The organism is Halopseudomonas sp. (genome assembly GCF_038130085.1).
GTDB lineage: Bacteria > Pseudomonadota > Gammaproteobacteria > Pseudomonadales > Pseudomonadaceae > Halopseudomonas.
The window spans coordinates 283,821-299,518 of record NZ_JAYPMU010000001.1 but is presented as its reverse complement, the minus strand read 5'-3'; the positions used below and the strand labels follow the sequence as shown (position 1 = coordinate 299,518).

At 61.4% G+C, this 15,698-nt stretch carries 11 protein-coding genes; 8 read left to right on the top strand and 3 right to left on the bottom strand.

Going from position 1 to position 15,698, the window contains the following annotated elements:
- The first annotated feature begins 8 nt into the window (after positions 1-8).
- The 3 genes from zipA (at position 9) to AAFM31_RS01335 (ending at position 4,280) form a co-directional block, all read left to right on the top strand.
- A complete protein-coding gene (zipA, locus tag AAFM31_RS01345) occupies positions 9-845 on the top strand; it encodes a cell division protein ZipA (RefSeq protein ID WP_341706091.1) in 837 nt (278 codons plus the stop codon).
- 88 nt (positions 846-933) lie between these two features.
- Positions 934-3,309 carry an NAD-dependent DNA ligase LigA gene (ligA, locus tag AAFM31_RS01340; protein ID WP_341706090.1) on the top strand — a complete coding sequence of 792 codons (2,376 nt, stop codon included), beginning with the start codon at positions 934-936 and terminating at the stop codon, positions 3,307-3,309.
- Positions 3,306-4,280: a tRNA-dihydrouridine synthase family protein gene (locus AAFM31_RS01335; protein ID WP_341706089.1), complete on the top strand. Its 975-nt coding sequence runs from the start codon at positions 3,306-3,308 to the stop codon at positions 4,278-4,280. The genes ligA and AAFM31_RS01335 overlap by 4 nt, the downstream gene beginning before the upstream one ends.
- A gap of 11 nt (positions 4,281-4,291) precedes the next feature.
- Here the strand turns inward: AAFM31_RS01335 and AAFM31_RS01330 are convergent, their stop codons facing one another.
- The gene (locus tag AAFM31_RS01330; protein ID WP_341706088.1) at positions 4,292-5,854 is read right to left on the bottom strand and encodes a methyl-accepting chemotaxis protein; all 1,563 of its coding nucleotides are present in this window, start codon (positions 5,852-5,854) and stop codon (positions 4,292-4,294) included.
- 115 nt (positions 5,855-5,969) lie between these two features.
- Positions 5,970-7,055, bottom strand: coding sequence for an FAD-dependent oxidoreductase (locus tag AAFM31_RS01325; RefSeq protein WP_341706087.1), 1,086 nt, complete (start codon positions 7,053-7,055; stop codon positions 5,970-5,972).
- 172 nt (positions 7,056-7,227) lie between these two features.
- On the opposite strand from AAFM31_RS01325, the gene AAFM31_RS01320 reads away from it, so the two are divergent.
- The 5 genes from AAFM31_RS01320 to AAFM31_RS01300 all read left to right on the top strand — a co-directional run bounded on the left by AAFM31_RS01320 (position 7,228) and on the right by AAFM31_RS01300 (position 14,277).
- Positions 7,228-8,562, top strand: a complete 1,335-nt coding sequence (locus AAFM31_RS01320; RefSeq protein ID WP_341706086.1) for an MFS transporter — start codon at positions 7,228-7,230, stop codon at positions 8,560-8,562.
- Between the two features lie 53 nt (positions 8,563-8,615).
- Entirely contained in the window at positions 8,616-9,800 is a 1,185-nt protein-coding gene (locus tag AAFM31_RS01315) for an acetyl-CoA C-acyltransferase (RefSeq protein ID WP_341706085.1), read from the top strand.
- A gap of 128 nt (positions 9,801-9,928) precedes the next feature.
- Positions 9,929-11,728: an acyl-CoA dehydrogenase gene (locus AAFM31_RS01310; RefSeq protein ID WP_341706084.1), complete on the top strand. Its 1,800-nt coding sequence runs from the start codon at positions 9,929-9,931 to the stop codon at positions 11,726-11,728.
- A gap of 197 nt (positions 11,729-11,925) precedes the next feature.
- Positions 11,926-13,611 (top strand): autotransporter domain-containing protein, encoded by a 1,686-nt coding sequence (locus AAFM31_RS01305; RefSeq protein ID WP_341706083.1) that lies wholly within the window; start codon positions 11,926-11,928, stop codon positions 13,609-13,611.
- A gap of 66 nt (positions 13,612-13,677) precedes the next feature.
- Positions 13,678-14,277, top strand: coding sequence for a YigZ family protein (locus tag AAFM31_RS01300; RefSeq protein ID WP_341706082.1), 600 nt, complete (start codon positions 13,678-13,680; stop codon positions 14,275-14,277).
- A 141-nt stretch (positions 14,278-14,418) separates the two neighbouring features.
- Here the strand turns inward: AAFM31_RS01300 and AAFM31_RS01295 are convergent, their stop codons facing one another.
- Positions 14,419-15,678 carry an MSMEG_0569 family flavin-dependent oxidoreductase gene (locus tag AAFM31_RS01295; RefSeq protein ID WP_341706081.1) on the bottom strand — a complete coding sequence of 420 codons (1,260 nt, stop codon included), beginning with the start codon at positions 15,676-15,678 and terminating at the stop codon, positions 14,419-14,421.
- Positions 15,679-15,698: the final 20 nt, after the last annotated feature.

Sequence of the window (15,698 nt, the reverse complement as noted above, 5' to 3'; positions counted from 1 at the left end):
GGGTATTCATGGATTTCGGTTTGCGTGAGTGGCTTTTCATCATTGGCCTGCTGGTGATCGCCGGCATTCTGTTTGATGGCTGGCGGCGCATGGGTGGACGCTCAAAGATCCGCTTCAAACTCGAACGCAATCTTGCTGACCTCCCAGAGGACGGCAACGACGAGTTGCTCGGACCGCCGCGTGTCGTCAACCGTCAGGAGCGTGCTGAGCCGTCCTTTGGTGACGACAAACCGGACGTGCCGGTGTCTGTTGAGGGCGAAAAGTGGCACGAGCCCGAGCAGGTAGGTCTGGATCTGGACGAGCCGCCAGTGCTGGTTGACCCTGTCGTCGCTGAGCCGCGCAGCAAGAGCAAGCCCGCCGACAAGCCTGCCGCGAGTGCCTCCGCGCCGCGGCCTGAGCAGCAAAGCCTGCCAGTCGAACTGGTGCTGGTTATCAATGTAGTTGCTCGCGATGAAGAGGGTTTCCCTGGATCGGCGCTGCACCAGAGCATCCTCGAAAGCGGTCTGCGCTTTGGCGACATGAACATTTTCCATCGTCACGAGAGCATGAGCGGCAATGGTGACGTCCTGTTCTCCATGGCTAACGCGCTCAAACCGGGGGTATTTGACCTGGACGAGCTGGACCAGAGCCACGTGCGTGCTGTCAGCTTCTTTATGGGCCTGCCGGGTCCGCGTCATCCGAAGCAGGCGCTGGATCTGATGATCGCCGCAGCGCGTAAGCTGTCCCATGAACTGGGCGGCGATCTGAAGGACGAGCAGCGCAGCGTGCTGACCGCGCAGACCATCGAGCATTATCGTCAGCGCATCGCCGAGTTTGAACGTCTGAATTACAGTCAGCGCCGTTAATCCCTTCCTGACCTCGCTCTGACCGCCTGACGCGGGCAGGGCGCTTGGTTACAATGGGCGACCTGTCAGCCACTGATCGCGTCGCCCAATGACCCAGCAAGCCAACCCTGCCGACCGCGCCCTTGCTCTGCGCGAAGAAATCGCCCAGCACAACTACAGCTACTACGTTCTCGACGAGCCCGCCGTGCCGGATGCCGAGTACGACCGGCTGTTCAATGAACTCAAGGCGATTGAGGCGGAACATCCCGACCTGGTAACACCTGATTCGCCGACCCAGCGGGTAGGCGGCGCGCCGGCGTCGGGTTTTGGCGAGGTCAAGCACGAAGTCCCAATGCTGAGTCTGGGCAACGCGTTTGCCGAGCAGGACATGCTGGACTTTGACCGCAGGGTGCGCGAGGGGCTGGATCTGCCAGCCGGCGATCTGTTCGGCGGCGGCGCTGAAGTCGAGTACTGCTGCGAACCCAAGCTGGACGGTCTGGCGGTCAGCCTGTTGTATGAAAACGGTCTACTGGTGCGCGGTGCTACCCGCGGCGATGGCAGCACCGGTGAAGATATCTCCACCAACGTCCGTACTATCCGCAACATTCCGCTCAAGCTGCGCGGCGAAGGCTGGCCCGCTGTATTGGAAGTGCGTGGCGAAGTGTTCATGAGCAAGGCTGGCTTTGAGGCGTTGAACGAGCGCGCGCGTGAGGCGGGCAGCAAGACCTTCGCCAACCCGCGCAACGCGGCAGCCGGCAGCTTGCGGCAGCTTGATCCGACCATTACCGCCAGCCGCCCGCTGGAGTTCTGTTGCTATGGCTTTGGCCGTGTTGAGGGTGACTTGCCCGACAACCAGTACGCCATCCTGCAGGCATTCAAAGGCTGGGGTATTCCAATCAGCCGTGAATTGAAATTGATGAAAGGCGTCGACGGCACGCTGGATTACTACCGCGATATCGGCGAGCGCCGCGCCGCGCTGGAATATGAGATCGACGGCGTGGTGTTCAAGGTCAATCAGCTTTCTTATCAGCGCGAGCTGGGCTTCCGCGCCCGTGAGCCGCGCTGGGCCATTGCCCATAAGTTCCCCGCCATGGAAGAGCTGACCGAGCTGCTGGACGTTGAGTTTCAGGTTGGGCGCACCGGTGCGGTGACGCCGGTGGCGCGACTCAAGCCCGTACAGGTGGCGGGGGTCACCGTATCCAACGCGACGCTGCACAACATGGATGAAGTCGCGCGTCTGGGTGTGATGATCGGCGACACGGTCATTATCCGCCGCGCCGGTGATGTCATCCCGCAGGTGATGCAGGTGGTCACCGAGCGTCGCCCGGTCGATGCGCGTCCGGTCGAGGTGCCGTCCGTGTGCCCGGTGTGTGGCTCTGCGGTAGAACGCACGCAGCTGGTCAAGCGCGGCAAGTCGGGTTCTACCACTAGCGAGGGTTCGGTCTACCGCTGTGTTGGCCGGCTTACCTGTCAGGCGCAGCTCAAGCAATCGATCATCCACTTCGTCTCGCGCCGCGCCATGGATATTGACGGTCTGGGCGAGAAGAGCGTGGAGCAACTGGTGGATACCGGGCTGGTGGCGTCCCCGGCTGACCTTTACCGGCTGACCTTTGAACAGGTACTGGCGCTGGACGGCTTCGCGGAGCTGTCGACCACCAACCTGCTGACCGCCATTCAGGCCAGTAAGAAGCCGACGCTGGCGCGTTTCATCTATGCCCTTGGCATTCCGGATGTGGGTGAAGAGACCGCCAAACTGCTGGCGCGTGCGCTCGGCAAGCTGGAGCGTATCGAGCGTGCGCTGCCCGAGGTGCTGGTCTATCTGCCGGATGTCGGGCTGGAAGTGGCGCATGAGATTCATTCGTTCTTTGCCGATGCGCACAACCGTCAGGTGATTGATCAACTGTTGGAACGCGGCGTAACGCCTGAGGAGCCGGGTGAATTGGGGGCCGAGTTTGCTGCGTGCGTCTCGTTGGCCGATTTTCTGGCGCGACTGAATATCCCGGGCATCGCCAATACCGGTGCTGAGCGGCTGGCGAGCCAGTTCGGCAGTCTGGAGAAGATCATCAACGCCGAATGGCTGGAGCTGAAACAGGTTGAACGGCTGAACGACAAGGCAATCAAGGCGCTGCGCGAGTATTTTCAGACCGAATCCCTGCGTGCCGGCGCCGAAACCATCGAGCAACAGCTGCGCGAGTTCGGAATGCATTGGGAAAGCCCGCGCGCCGAGGCGTCCGGCGGACTGTCGCTGGCAGGCCAGACCTGGGTGCTGACCGGTACGCTTGAAGCCATGTCCCGCGACGTTGCCAAGGCGCATCTGGAAAGCCTGGGCGCCAAGGTCGCCGGCAGTGTGTCGGCCAAAACCCATTGTGTTGTCGCCGGCCCGGGTGCAGGCAGCAAGTTGGCCAAGGCCGAGCAGCTTGGTGTCACGGTCTGGACCGAGCAGCAGCTGCTCGACATGCTGGCGGAGCAGGGCATCAGCGCATGAGCCGCCCTGAGCGTATGAGTGGCCCTGTTGTGCTGGCCCCGATGGAGGGGCTGGCCGACGCGCCAATGCGCGACGTGCTGACCCGCATCGGCGGTATCGACTGGTGCGTGAGTGAATTTATTCGGGTCACCGAAGGCCTGCTCAACGTTGCCACCATTCGCCGCAGCGTACCGGAGAGCGAACATGGCTGGCGCACCCGCGCCGGTGTGCCGGTACGCCCGCAGTTGCTCGGCTCGGATTCGCGCTGGATGGGCGAGAACGCCGCGCTCCTGGCTTCGATGGATGCGCCGGCGATTGACCTCAATTTCGGCTGCCCGGCCAAAACGGTTAACCGCCACCGCGGCGGCGCGGCGCTGCTGACCGAACCGGAGCTGCTGCGCGAGATCGTTGCCAGCGTGCGTGCGGCGACGCCTTTGCATATTCCGGTCACCGCCAAGATGCGTCTTGGGCTGACCGACACCAGCCAGACGTTGGAGTGCGCACAGGCGCTTGCCGATGGCGGCGCCAGCGAGATTACCGTGCACGCGCGCACCAAGGTCGAAGGCTACAAGCCACCGGCGCATTGGGAATGGCTGGCGCGTATTCGCGAAGCGGTTGATGTGCCGGTGATTGCCAATGGTGAGGTGTGGACTACCGAAGACTACCGCGGGATTCGTGAGGTCAGTGGCTGCGAGGCGGTGATGATTGGGCGCGGGCTGGTGCGCTGCCCCGATCTCGGGCTGCGCATCCGTCAAAACAGCGATGCGGCAGTGCTCGACTGGCCGACGCTCTGGCCCTGGTTGGCCGACTTCTATCGGCAGACTCGCCTGCGGGTGGTGGATCGCCATGCGCCGGGCAGGCTGAAACAATGGCTGGCCATGCTCGGTCAGCATTACCCCGAAGCGCGGGAGTTGTTCGACAGCCTGCGCCGCGAGACCTGCGCCGATGCCGTCACCCGGCGGTTGGAAGGTGATCTCGACGCGGTGGCCTGAGCACCCGCTGTTTACTGCTCAGGTTTATACCCCAAACGCAGCCCGCCCCAGTGCTGTCCGTTCACCCTGATCGGCACCGACAAGTCGTGCATTACTTCACCGGTATCGCGCTTGTACGTCTGCAGCAGCAGTGTCTGCTCGTGGCTGCCGCACCGCCGTCCGGTTGGATCATCGAACAGCCGTTTGCTGCGGCAGTAGAGCGTGTCGTGCTGTACGTCGCCGGTCGGCTGCTTGCTGAAGCGCTGGTTGTGGGTTGGCACGTACCCTGACGGGATGGCGGCAATCGCGTAGACCAGTTCCGGGTGCTGTTGCAGCAGCGGCTCCTGCAGGGCCGGCAGGACCTGGTCGGTGTAGTTGTCGAAGGCGCTGCGATAGCGGGCCGGGTTGCTACCGGGAATCAGCGTCAGGTTGCGGTCGAACAAGGCGGCTCGCTGAATCTGTCCGCTGGCAAGATCGGCCTCGAAACGTTCGGCTATGGCGGCCGCTGTCTGCTGGGCGGCATCGAAGAAACGTTGGTGGTACTCGTCCAGCGCCACGTCGGCCAGCATCTCACTGACTTGTTCTGCTATCGACACCAGATTGACCGCCTCGCCACCGAGGCGCTGGGTCTGCTCGTCGCTTTGCTCGATATCACTACGCACCTGTTCCAGTGCGCTGCTGAGGCTGGCCAACTGATCACGGTTGGTCAGGCTGCTGCCGGCGATCTGCTCGGTCACGGTTTTGACTTCACTGCCCTGGGCGCTGATTTGCTCCAGCTGACCTGCGGCATTCTCAATCAGGGTTACGCCCCCGCGTACCTGCTCGACCAGCGCAGCGAAGTCTGCATTTACGCGCTGACTTTGCTGGTGCATGCGCTCAATAATCTCGGCGACTTCGGAGGTGGATGAGGCGGTGCGGCCGGCCAGCGCGCGCACTTCGTCGGCTACGACCGCAAAGCCGCGACCCATCTCGCCGGCGCGGGCCGCTTCGATGGCGGCGTTCAGGGCCAGCAGGTTGGTTTGGCTGGCGATGGCTTCGATGACCTCGGTTACTTGTACGATCTTGGCTGTCTGAGCGTTCAACTCATTCAGCACGGTATTGGACTCATCCGCCTGGGTAGCCAGACGATGCATGACTGCGGTTGCCTGTTCCAGCGCATTGCGTCCGTCCTGGCTGCGGCTGCGCGCCTGCTCGGCGGCGCTGTCGGCCCGTTCGGCGTACTGGCTGGTGGCATCGACCTCGGCGGCGATCTGCTGCGCGCTGTCGGCCACCTGACGGATGGCAATCAATTGCGACTGCTGGCGCTGGCGCAGTTGCTCTACCGAATGGGCAACCTCGGCTGCGGCGATGGCATTCTGGCTGGTCGCACGGGAAAGGCGGGCGCTTAGATCGGTGTTGTCGCTGGCGGCTGATGCGTGCATTGCCGGGGAGGCGTCATCTGCGGGCGGGTAGAACCACGGCAGACCGATCCAGGGCAGCAGGCAGAGAATGAGGGCAGGGGCTAATGCATCGATGCCGGCAAGGTGGTACAGCCAGCCAAGGGTGCTCAGTTGCAGCAGGGCGAGAATTGCCTTGCTGAGAAATCCGGTGCGCATACGGGTGTGTCCGTTCTGGGCTCGGGGGCCTGATTATTGTGTTTGTTGTGCCATTTAGCCAGCTGTCTCATGGCTAGACAATCGATCTTTGGTCTTGGGTCGCAAGACCGTGATCTCAGTCCATTTGCAGGCTGCGCATGAAATCGGTGTCGAGTTTGTCCTTCAGCCACATCGCGGCGCTGCTGTGAATTGCCAATGGCCCGTAGCAGGCGAGTGCCTGCTGATCGGCGGTGGCCAGCAGGGCCAGCGCCCTGGGTTGCGGTTGGTAATGCTGCTGGGGCTGCTGCCCCCGGAGCAGCGCCCGCAGATTGGCACCTAGTGTCGGCCCCTGGCGCACGGCATAGACGCCAGAGCGTGGGCAGCCCGCCAGTGCTGCGCAGTCACCGCTGGCGAAAATGGACGGGTGCGACTGACTTTGCAGTGTGGCGCTGACTCGGATAAATCCCGCGCTATCGGTTGCGAGCCCGCTACTGTGCTGCCAGGCAGCGGGCGCAGCGCCGGTTGCCAGAATGGCCGCATCGGCAGCAACTGGATCACCTGTGGTCGCGTGCAGGTAGCCATTCTCAATGCGGCTAATGGTGGCTCCCTCATGCAGTGCTATGCCGCGCCGGAGCAGCAAGGTGCGGATCAGGCGGGCAGCGCGCGGCGGTTGTCCGCTCAGTAGTGGGTTGCTGCTGAACAGCAGAATCTGGCATTCGCTCAAGGCCTTTTGCAGTGCCAGCGCTAGTTCCACGGCCGCTGCGCCGCCACCCAAAATCGCCAGGCGGGCTGGAGCGCCACTGCGTCGCCACTGTTGCCAATGTTGATACAGGTCGCCAAAGGGCTTTGCACCTATCACCGGGATGCTGTTGTCGTGTTCGGGAGCGGGGTTGGATGCGCCGCTGTTGAGCGACAGCACGCCGGCGCGCAACTGCTGACCACTGGCGAGGGTTACAAATCGGCTGTCAGCGTCGAGCTGTACCAGTTGCCCCTCCTGCAGGGCCATGCCGGTGGCGTTGCACAACGGGGCAAGGTCGATGCGGCAGTGTTCGGTCTGCCAGCGACCGGCGAGCAGCCCCGGCATCATGCCTGAGTACCAGGCGTAGCGTTCTGGGGTGATCAGCAGACTGCCGGGTGGAGCGTGATAACCCTGTTCAATCCAGCCGCGTAGCGTGACCAGATGGGCATGGCCGGCGCCGACCATAATTAGCGGTTGAGTCATGCTATGACTGCTCTGTCAGGCGGGTTCCGGGAACGCTCTGCGGAACACATAGCCCCCGGTGATAGGTGCGCATTGAAGTTGCTAATCGCTTTATTTCGAAATCGACTTTCGCTGTGCGAACCTGATAGTCTCGACATGCTGATAATTCCAACTACAAGAAATGGAGCATAGCGTGAACGAGAATAATAGCTACCCGTCGCCCAAACGAGCCTGGTTGACGGTAGGAATTCTGCTGATTGCCTATGTTCTGTCTTTTATCGACCGTCAGATTTTGAACCTGCTGGTTGGCCCAATTCGCCAGGACCTGCAGATATCCGATACCGAGATGAGCCTGTTGATGGGACTGTCATTCGCCGTTTTTTACACGGTTGCCGGTATTCCGCTGGGGCGGATTGCCGACTCCAAGAGCCGTCGTGGCCTGATCGCCGCGGGTGTGGCCGTGTGGAGCCTGATGACCGCGTTCTGCGGTCTGGCGCAGCAGTACTGGCACTTCATCATTGGCCGTATCGGTGTGGGCGCCGGTGAAGCAGCGCTGTCCCCCGCTGCCTACTCATTGATTGCTGACAGCTTCCCCGCCAATCGCCGCGCTACCGCCATCAGCGTCTACGCCATGGGTATCTACCTCGGTGCCGGCGCGGCTTTCCTGTTGGGCGGTCTGGTGGTCACCTGGGCTAACGCGCAGGGGCCGATGGTGCTGCCGGTGTTGGGTGAAGTCCGCCCGTGGCAACTGATCTTCCTGGTGCTGGGTGCCGTTGGTCTGATGTTCTGTCTGGTGCTGTTGGCGATCAAAGAGCCGAGCCGCAAGGGTATTGGTGCTGGTGTGGCAGTGCCGTTGCAGGATGTTGGCCGCTATCTGCTGGGTATCCGCAAGGCGGTGCTGTGCCACAACTTCGGTTTTGCCTGCCTGTCGTTCGCCTCTTACGGTGCGTCAGCGTGGATTCCGACCTTCTTTATCCGTAACCACGGCCTGACCCCGGGTGAAGTCGGTGTCTATTACGGCAGCCTGGTGATGGTTGCCGGCTCGCTGGGTATCGTCTTTGGTGGCCGTCTGGCGGACTATTTGGCTCATCGTGGCTACCGCGATGCCAACATGCGGGTCGGTCTGCTGTCGGCTATTCTGACGCTGCTGTGCAATGCGGTGTATCTGGTCGACAACATGCCGTTGCTGTGGACCATCATGTTCTTCAACGTCTTTACTGTAGCAATGCCGTTTGGTGTTGCACCGGCCGCCATCCAGGAGGTCATGCCGAACGCCATGCGCGGTCAGGCTTCGGCGATCTACCTCTTCACCATTACCCTGATCGGTCTGGGTATCGGGCCGACCGCCGTTGCCATGTTTACTGACTACGTGTTCCAGGACGACATGGCGATCCGTTATTCCATATTCATCGTTGCCAGCGTGATTACCGTGGGCGCCATCATCCTTCTGGCTATGGGGCTAAAGCCCTACCGGGAGGCACGGGACACGCTGACACGCTGGGGTGAACAGCAGGGCCAGCCGGGCTGAGGGGCAACCCCGGTCGCAGGCTGATGTACTTGAATTTCAACAGGAGCAACAACATGACAGACGCAGTTATCGTATCCACGGCCCGTACCGGCCTGGGCAAATCCTATCGCGGCGCACTGAACAACACTCACAGTGTTGACATGGCTGGCTTCGTGATCGAAGAAGCGGTCAAGCGCGCAGGTATCGACCCGGCGCTGGTTGAAGACGTGATCCTCGGCGCGACTTTCCACGAAGGTGCGCAAGGCAAGAACATGGCGCGTCTGGCTGCCATCCGTGGCGGTCTGCCGGTGACTACCGCGGGTATGTCCCTGAACCGTTTCTGCAGCTCTGGCCTGCAGTCCATCGCTATCGCCGCTCAGCGCGTTGTCAGCGAGAAGATTCCGGCTATCGTTGCCGGTGGCGTTGAGTCCATCAGCCTGTGCCAGAACGACAAGATCAACATGTTCCACGGCACCAACGAGTGGATCATGAAGAACAAGCCGGAGCTGTACCTGTCCATGATCGAGACCGCAGACATCGTAGCCCAGCGCTACAACGTCAGCCGCGAGTCCCAGGACGAGTACTCCCTGCTGAGCCAGCAGCGCGTTGCCGCCGGTCAGCAGAGCGGCAAGTTCGCTGACGAAATCGTTCCGTTCAAGGCCACCATGAAGGTCCAGAACAAGGAAACCGGCGAAATCACCGACCAGGAAGTGGTTCTGGATCGTGACGAGTGCAACCGTCCGAGCACCACCCTGGAAGCGCTGTCTTCCCTGCAAGCCGTGCGTGGCCCGGGCAACTTCATCACTGCCGGTAACGCCAGCCAGCTGTCTGACGGAGCGTCTGTCTGTACCGTTATGAACAGCAAGGTTGCCGAGCAGCTGAACGTTGAGCCGATGGGTATCTTCCGCGGCTTCGCTGTTGCCGGTTGCGAGCCTGACGAAATGGGCATCGGCCCGGTCTTCGCTATCCCGCGCCTGCTGCAGCGCAATGGCCTGACCATGGACGACATCGGCCTGTGGGAACTGAACGAAGCCTTCGCTTCCCAGGTTGTCTACTGCCGTGACCGTCTGGGCATTCCGGCTGAAAACCTGAACGTCAACGGTGGCTCCATCGCTATCGGTCACCCGTACGGTGTAACCGGCTCTCGCCTGACTGGCCACGCGCTGATCGAAGGCAAGCGTCGCGGCGTCAAGTACGTGGTTGTCACCATGTGCATCGGCGGTGGTCAGGGTGCAGCCGGTCTGTTCGAGATCGTCTGATCCGCCAGTATTGAGCGTCAGCCTGGCTGACGCTTTGGCTGAAGGCCGAACGCCTGCGGGCGCTCGGCCTTCGGTGTCTTAATCTTTAATGTTTGCGGGTTCCTGCAGTACCCGCAGGAGTCTGACCTGTGTCCCAGAAAATCATCAATACCGATGATCTCGCGTTTCTGCTCTATGAAATGCTGGATATCGAACGTTTTACCCAATTTCCGCGTTACGAAGACCACAGCCGCGATACCTTTGATGCCGCCATCGAGCTGGCGCTGAAAGTCGCGAGCGAAACCTTCGCACCGCACAACCGCCTGTGTGACGAAGAAGAGCCGCGCTTCGAGAACGGCAAGGTCGTTATTCGTCCGGAAGTCTCCGAGGCCTTGGCAGTGCTGCGCGACACCGGCCTGATGGCTGCATCGCAGGACTACGAGCGCGGTGGCATGCAGCTGCCGGCGGCTGTTTCTCAGACCTGTATCGGTCTGATCAAGGGCGCCAACGTCAGCACTCAGGCGTACGCCGGTCTGACCATCGCCGCCTGCAACCTGATCATGGCCCACGGCACCGACGAGCAGAAGCAGCGCTATGCCGAACCGATGATGGCTGGTCGCTTCTTCGGCACTATGTGCCTGACCGAGCCGCACGCCGGTTCCTCGCTGGGTGATATCAAGTCCCGCGCCATTCCGCAGGATGACGGCACCTACCGCATCAGCGGCAACAAGATCTTCATCTCCGCCGGTGATCACGAGCTGAGCGAAAACATCGTTCACCTGGTACTGGCCAAGCTGCCTGATGCGCCGCCCGGCGCCAAGGGCATCTCGCTGTTCATCGTGCCCAAGTTCCTGGTTAACGACGACGGCAGCCTCGGCGAGCGCAACGATGTTCAACTGGCTGGCCTGATTCACAAGATGGGCTACCGCGGCACCACCTCCACCATGCTCAACTTCGGTGAGAAGGGCGGCGCGGTCGGTTATCTGGTCGGCGAGCCGCACAACGGTCTGGCCGGCATGTTCCACATGATGAACGAGGCGCGCATCGGCGTTGGCCTGGGTTCGGTCATGCTGGGTTACACCGGTTACCTGCACGCGCTGGAATACGCCCGTGAGCGTACTCAGGGCCGTGGTCAGGCCGAGCGTGATCCGACTACGCCGATGATCCCGCTGGTTCAGCACGCTGATATTCGTCGCTTGCTGCTGGCGCAGAAAGCCTTCGTGGAAGGTGGTCTGTCGCTGTGTCTGTTCTCTTCGACTCTGGTCGACGAGAAGAAGCACGCGCCGGATGCGGCAGTGCGTGAAGAGGCGGCTGGTTTGCTCGATCTGCTCACGCCGATCGTCAAGTCCTGGCCGTCGCAGTTCTGTCTGGAAGCCAACAGCCTGGCGATTCAGGTGCACGGTGGCTACGGCTACACCCGTGAATACCCGGTCGAGCAGTTCTACCGCGACAACCGCCTGAACCCGATCCACGAAGGTACCCACGGCATTCAGGGGCAGGATTTGCTGGGCCGCAAGGTGAGCATGGCCGGTGGTCGTTTCTACCAGAGCCTGCTGACCCGCATCCGCGCGACCCTCAGCGAATGCGCCAACGTCGCCGAGTTGAAGGCGAATGCCGAGCTGCTCAGCAACGCGCTGAACACCGTTGAAGGCGTCACCGAAGCGCTGCAGGCAATGAAGAAGAGCGATCCGGATCGTGCCCTGGCCAACGCCTACCTGTACATGGAGTGCTTCGGCCATCTGGTCGTTGGCTGGCTCTGGCTGCGTCAGGCACAGGCCGCACTGCGCGGTCTGCAGAGCGCTGGCGAGCGTCCGGCGAGCTTCTATCAAGGCAAGCTCAACGCCTGCGAGTACTTCCTGCGCTACGAGTTGCCCAAGCCGCTGGCACTAGCCGACGTGCTGCGTGACGCTGATCGCACCACGCTGGATATGCCGCTGGATTGTTTCTGATCTGGTGAGCGTGAAAAAAACCGGGCCTTGTGCCCGGTTTTTTTATGAGCGTCTGAACAGTTGCTGCTGCGCGCAGGGCGGATTTGTTATCTAGACTTACGCCAGACCATAACAAGCAGCTACGTTCAGCTCGTCGATTGAGCGAGAAAGGACGAGTCAGCTTGTGCGATCCGCAAAGAAGTAAAAGGAGTCTGGGGTTGATTCGAAGAACCTGTCGCCAGCACTGGTTTGGCGCGTTGTTGTTGGGCGTCTTCCTGGCACCGATAACCCTACCGGCTCACGCCGCTAAGTGTTCCACGACGGGACGGTTGATCTTTCTGGGCAAAACCGCTGATCTGTCGCAATCAGTGTGGCTCTCTGGCACCGGGTCCGGCGCTTTTGACCTGGAGGCGCCCGGCAACAACGTGGTCGATAGTTGGACGCGCAGCCGATCTGGTTTGCATCTGTCGCTCTCGCCGGTTGTATCTAATGGTTCCGGGCCGCTGCACACCCTGCTGGATGTGACTGGCGTCCCGTGTGTCCTCGATCGTGGCACGCAGAAAGGCGGCATCATCTTTCCGCCAGCGCTAAACGTCCATCCCGAGTTTCCCATCGGCAAATTGCCACCGGATCTCATCACGCCTGAACAGCCGATTGGGGTGAGGCCGCCTATCGGCACACTGCCGCCAGCGACGATAACGCCTGAAGTACCTGTCGCTTCCAAGCCGCCCATCGGCGTGCTGCCACCCGAGACCATCACGCCGGAGGTTCCGGTGGGGGTGATACCGCCAATCGGCACACTGCCGCCAGTGACGATAACGCCTGAAGTACCTGTCGCATCCAAGCCGCCCATCGGCGTACTTCCTCCAGAACCTATCACACCTGAAGTGCCGGTCGGAGTAAGGCCGCCCATCGGAATCGTGCCACCCGAGACCATCACACCAGAGGTTCCTGTTGCCGTGCGTCCCCCGATTGGAACGCTTCCGCCCGACCCCATCATGCCGGTAGTGCCTATGCGGGAGCTGCCTCCGTTGCCGGCGCTGGACGGTGGCGAGCTGGAAGGCGAGGGGCTGAACGATGCTTATAAACGTCGCTTCCTGCAAGCACCGAAATGGAATTTTTGGGCAGACAATCGATTGCTCTCCGTGACTGATCGCCGCGGCGGCTCGGATCTGGATGGCTATTCGGGTTACATCATGCTCGGCGGTGATTACCGGGTCGCTTCAGATCTCGCGGTCGGTGCGTTGGCGTTTGTGGAACACACCGGTTCGGATGCCTTTGGTGGTGATTGGGAGGTCGACTCAGACGGCATCAGTTTTGGGCCGTATCTGGCCTATCGGCTTTCTCCCCACTGGACCATGGACGCGGCTTACACCTACGGTCGACTGAGTAACGACAACCGCTTGGCCGTTTTGCGAGCGCGATACGACACCGAGCGCCACTCGCTCAGGGTTAATGCCTCGGGGCAGTACGTGGTGAACGAGTTTATTCTGGTTCCGGAGTTTGCGCTGAGCTACAGCCAGTACCAGAACGAAGGGCACCAGATGAAAGGTGTGATTTACGGCCAGCCCATCAGTCTTTCGATCAAACGACAGCATCTCAGTTACGGTTCTGCAGAAGGCGGATTGCGCGTGATCCGCGGCTATCGTGACCGGCGCGGCGGCGACTGGTTTCCCTATGCGGAGCTCAGCGTTATCAACGAGTTTCAGCAGCCTTACGACGGTGACGGCCTCATCGGCAAGCTGATCGAAGACGCGCCGCGCTGGCGCGGCGCTCTGCGACTCGGGTTGCAGGCTTCACCGAGCCCTGCGACCAGAATTGATGGCAATCTGGGGTATCTGAGCATCGGGCAACACGGGCTTGATGTATGGGAAGGGCGCCTGGTTTTCTCGTATCAGTTCTGACGTGATGGCGCCGCCTGATGCGGTCGGCCGCTGTATGCACCGCCAGCGTCGGGTTATCCTAGCGCCATGTTTAGTCTTGCCCATCCCGTTACCAGTACGCTGGAAGTCCGCAAAAGCCGCTTTCTGGCCTGCGTCGAACCCATTGCCGACCGTGCCGCCGCCCAAGCGCGCGTCAATGAGCTGCGTCTGCAGCATCCGGGCTGCGCTCACGTGTGCTGGGCACTGTTGGCGGGCGGCCACAGCGCAGCAGTAGACGACGGTGAGCCGTCCGGCACCGCAGGCCGGCCAATGCTGGATGTATTGCGCCACCAGGATTTGGACGGTGTGCTTGCGACCGTGGTGCGCTATTTCGGCGGGGTAAAACTCGGCGCCGGCGGCCTGGTACGCGCCTACACCGATGCAGTCGCTCAGGCACTGCTGCAGGCGGAAAAAATCGAACACATTCCCAGCATGACGCTTGATTGCGAATTGGCCTACGCCCACGAAGGTGTCGCCCGTAATCTGATTGCTGAGCTGGGTGGTGAGCTGCTGGCGGTCAGTCACGGCCAAGCCGTGTGCTTGCAGGTAAGGTTGCCGACGACCGCAGCTGAGCTGCTCCAGGAGCAGTTGCTGTCGATCACCCGAGGCGAGTTGGGGTGGGCGGTTGTTGCTCCATCTGGCGATTAAGCCATCATCAGGCAAGCTATGCCATTCAGGCGGATTCGGAGTGCATAGCCTTTGCGGCTATGGTCCTTTTCAACCAGGCCTGCTGTTGATTCCAGAGTGTTTGATGGGGCTGCCTGTGTCAGCCCCATTTTTCGTGCTGAATTATCCTGCCTTAGCCAGGCGCGCTGTTGAGACGATCTGCTCTGCCAAGTATTCGGCATCTCTTGCTATGCCGCTGAAGCGTCCAGACCCCCAAGTGTGCAGCCAGGGTAGGCCGAGGAAGTACAGGCCAGGCTGGGCGGTGACGCCGCGGTGGTGTACCGGGTGGCCGTGGCCGTCGAATACGCTGGCCTCCACGTAGCGAAAATCAGGCGCGAAGCCGATGCACCAGATGATGCTGGTTATACCTGCGGTTCTCAGATCCAGTTGCTCGCGCTCTGCCTCTGGCTGCCAGACCGGCTGGTAGTGCGTGCCGGCGGGCGCGTCGATTGCATTTTCCTCGATGTATTTGTCGATGCTGCGATTGATGCGTTCGTACACCGCATCTGCCGCGTCCAGTTTGCTGGCCAAGTCGGGCGCGAACTGCAGGGTGCTGCCCTCCAGTCCAGTCAGCAAACCAAACAGCTCCATGCCTTCGGTAGCGAAACGGCGCAGGTCGATATCGCGCCCGCCGTCGCGGCCTGTCAGGTAATGGTTGGTGTTGTCGCGTACACCCTCACGCAGCGGATGCTTGTCTACGCTGATGTCGTAGTACTTCATTTCGTCCAGCCAATCGACCACATCTCTGCCCCGGTAGAAGCGGGCGCAGCGCGGCGCATCGCCGACGGCCAGAAACACCTTGCGACCGGCAAGGTGCAGGTCTTCAGCTATCTGTGCACCTGACTGCCCGGAGCCCACCACCAGCACGTTGCCTTCGGGTAGCAGATCCGCGTTGCGGTACTGTTCGGAGTGGATCTGTTTAATCTCCGCCGGTACGCGCTCGGCCAGACGCGGGATGATCGGTACCTGATAGCCACCGGAAGCAACGATCACCTGATCGGCTGTGAACTCGCCATCGCTGGTCCGCACCAGATAGCCACCCTGGGCGCGTGGCTTGACCTGTTGCACCGTGACCCCGGTTCGGCAGGGCGCGTTGACCATCTCGATAAAGCCATCAAGGTAGGCAATGATCTCGTCTTTTTTCATGAATCCGTGCGGGTCGTCGCCTGCGTACGGGTAGCCAGGCAGCTGGCATTGCCAGTTGGGGGTCACCAGGCAGAAGGCGTCCCAGCGTTGGGTCCGCCAGGCGTTGGTGAGAGCGCTCTTTTCCAGCAGCAGATGGTCAACACCCTGTTGCTGCAGGTAGTAGCTGGCCGACAGGCCAGCCTGACCGCCACCAATGATGATGACGCTGTGGTGTGGGGTTTTGGTTGTTGAAGTCATGTTGGGGTCCTGTGAATTGG

What these genes read in the sequence shown, in the direction of transcription:
- AAFM31_RS01325 (WP_341706087.1), bottom strand. Translation starts at nt 7,055, where the DNA reads ATGACTCAACCGCTAATTATGGTCGGCGCCGGCCATGCCCATCTGGTC.
- ligA (WP_341706090.1), top strand. Translation starts at nt 934, where the DNA reads ATGACCCAGCAAGCCAACCCTGCCGACCGCGCCCTTGCTCTGCGCGAA.
- AAFM31_RS01335 (WP_341706089.1), top strand. Translation starts at nt 3,306, where the DNA reads ATGAGCCGCCCTGAGCGTATGAGTGGCCCTGTTGTGCTGGCCCCGATG.
- AAFM31_RS01315 (WP_341706085.1), top strand. Translation starts at nt 8,616, where the DNA reads ATGACAGACGCAGTTATCGTATCCACGGCCCGTACCGGCCTGGGCAAA.
- AAFM31_RS01295 (WP_341706081.1), bottom strand. Translation starts at nt 15,678, where the DNA reads ATGACTTCAACAACCAAAACCCCACACCACAGCGTCATCATCATTGGT.
- zipA (WP_341706091.1), top strand. Translation starts at nt 9, where the DNA reads ATGGATTTCGGTTTGCGTGAGTGGCTTTTCATCATTGGCCTGCTGGTG.
- AAFM31_RS01300 (WP_341706082.1), top strand. Translation starts at nt 13,678, where the DNA reads ATGTTTAGTCTTGCCCATCCCGTTACCAGTACGCTGGAAGTCCGCAAA.
- AAFM31_RS01330 (WP_341706088.1), bottom strand. Translation starts at nt 5,854, where the DNA reads ATGCGCACCGGATTTCTCAGCAAGGCAATTCTCGCCCTGCTGCAACTG.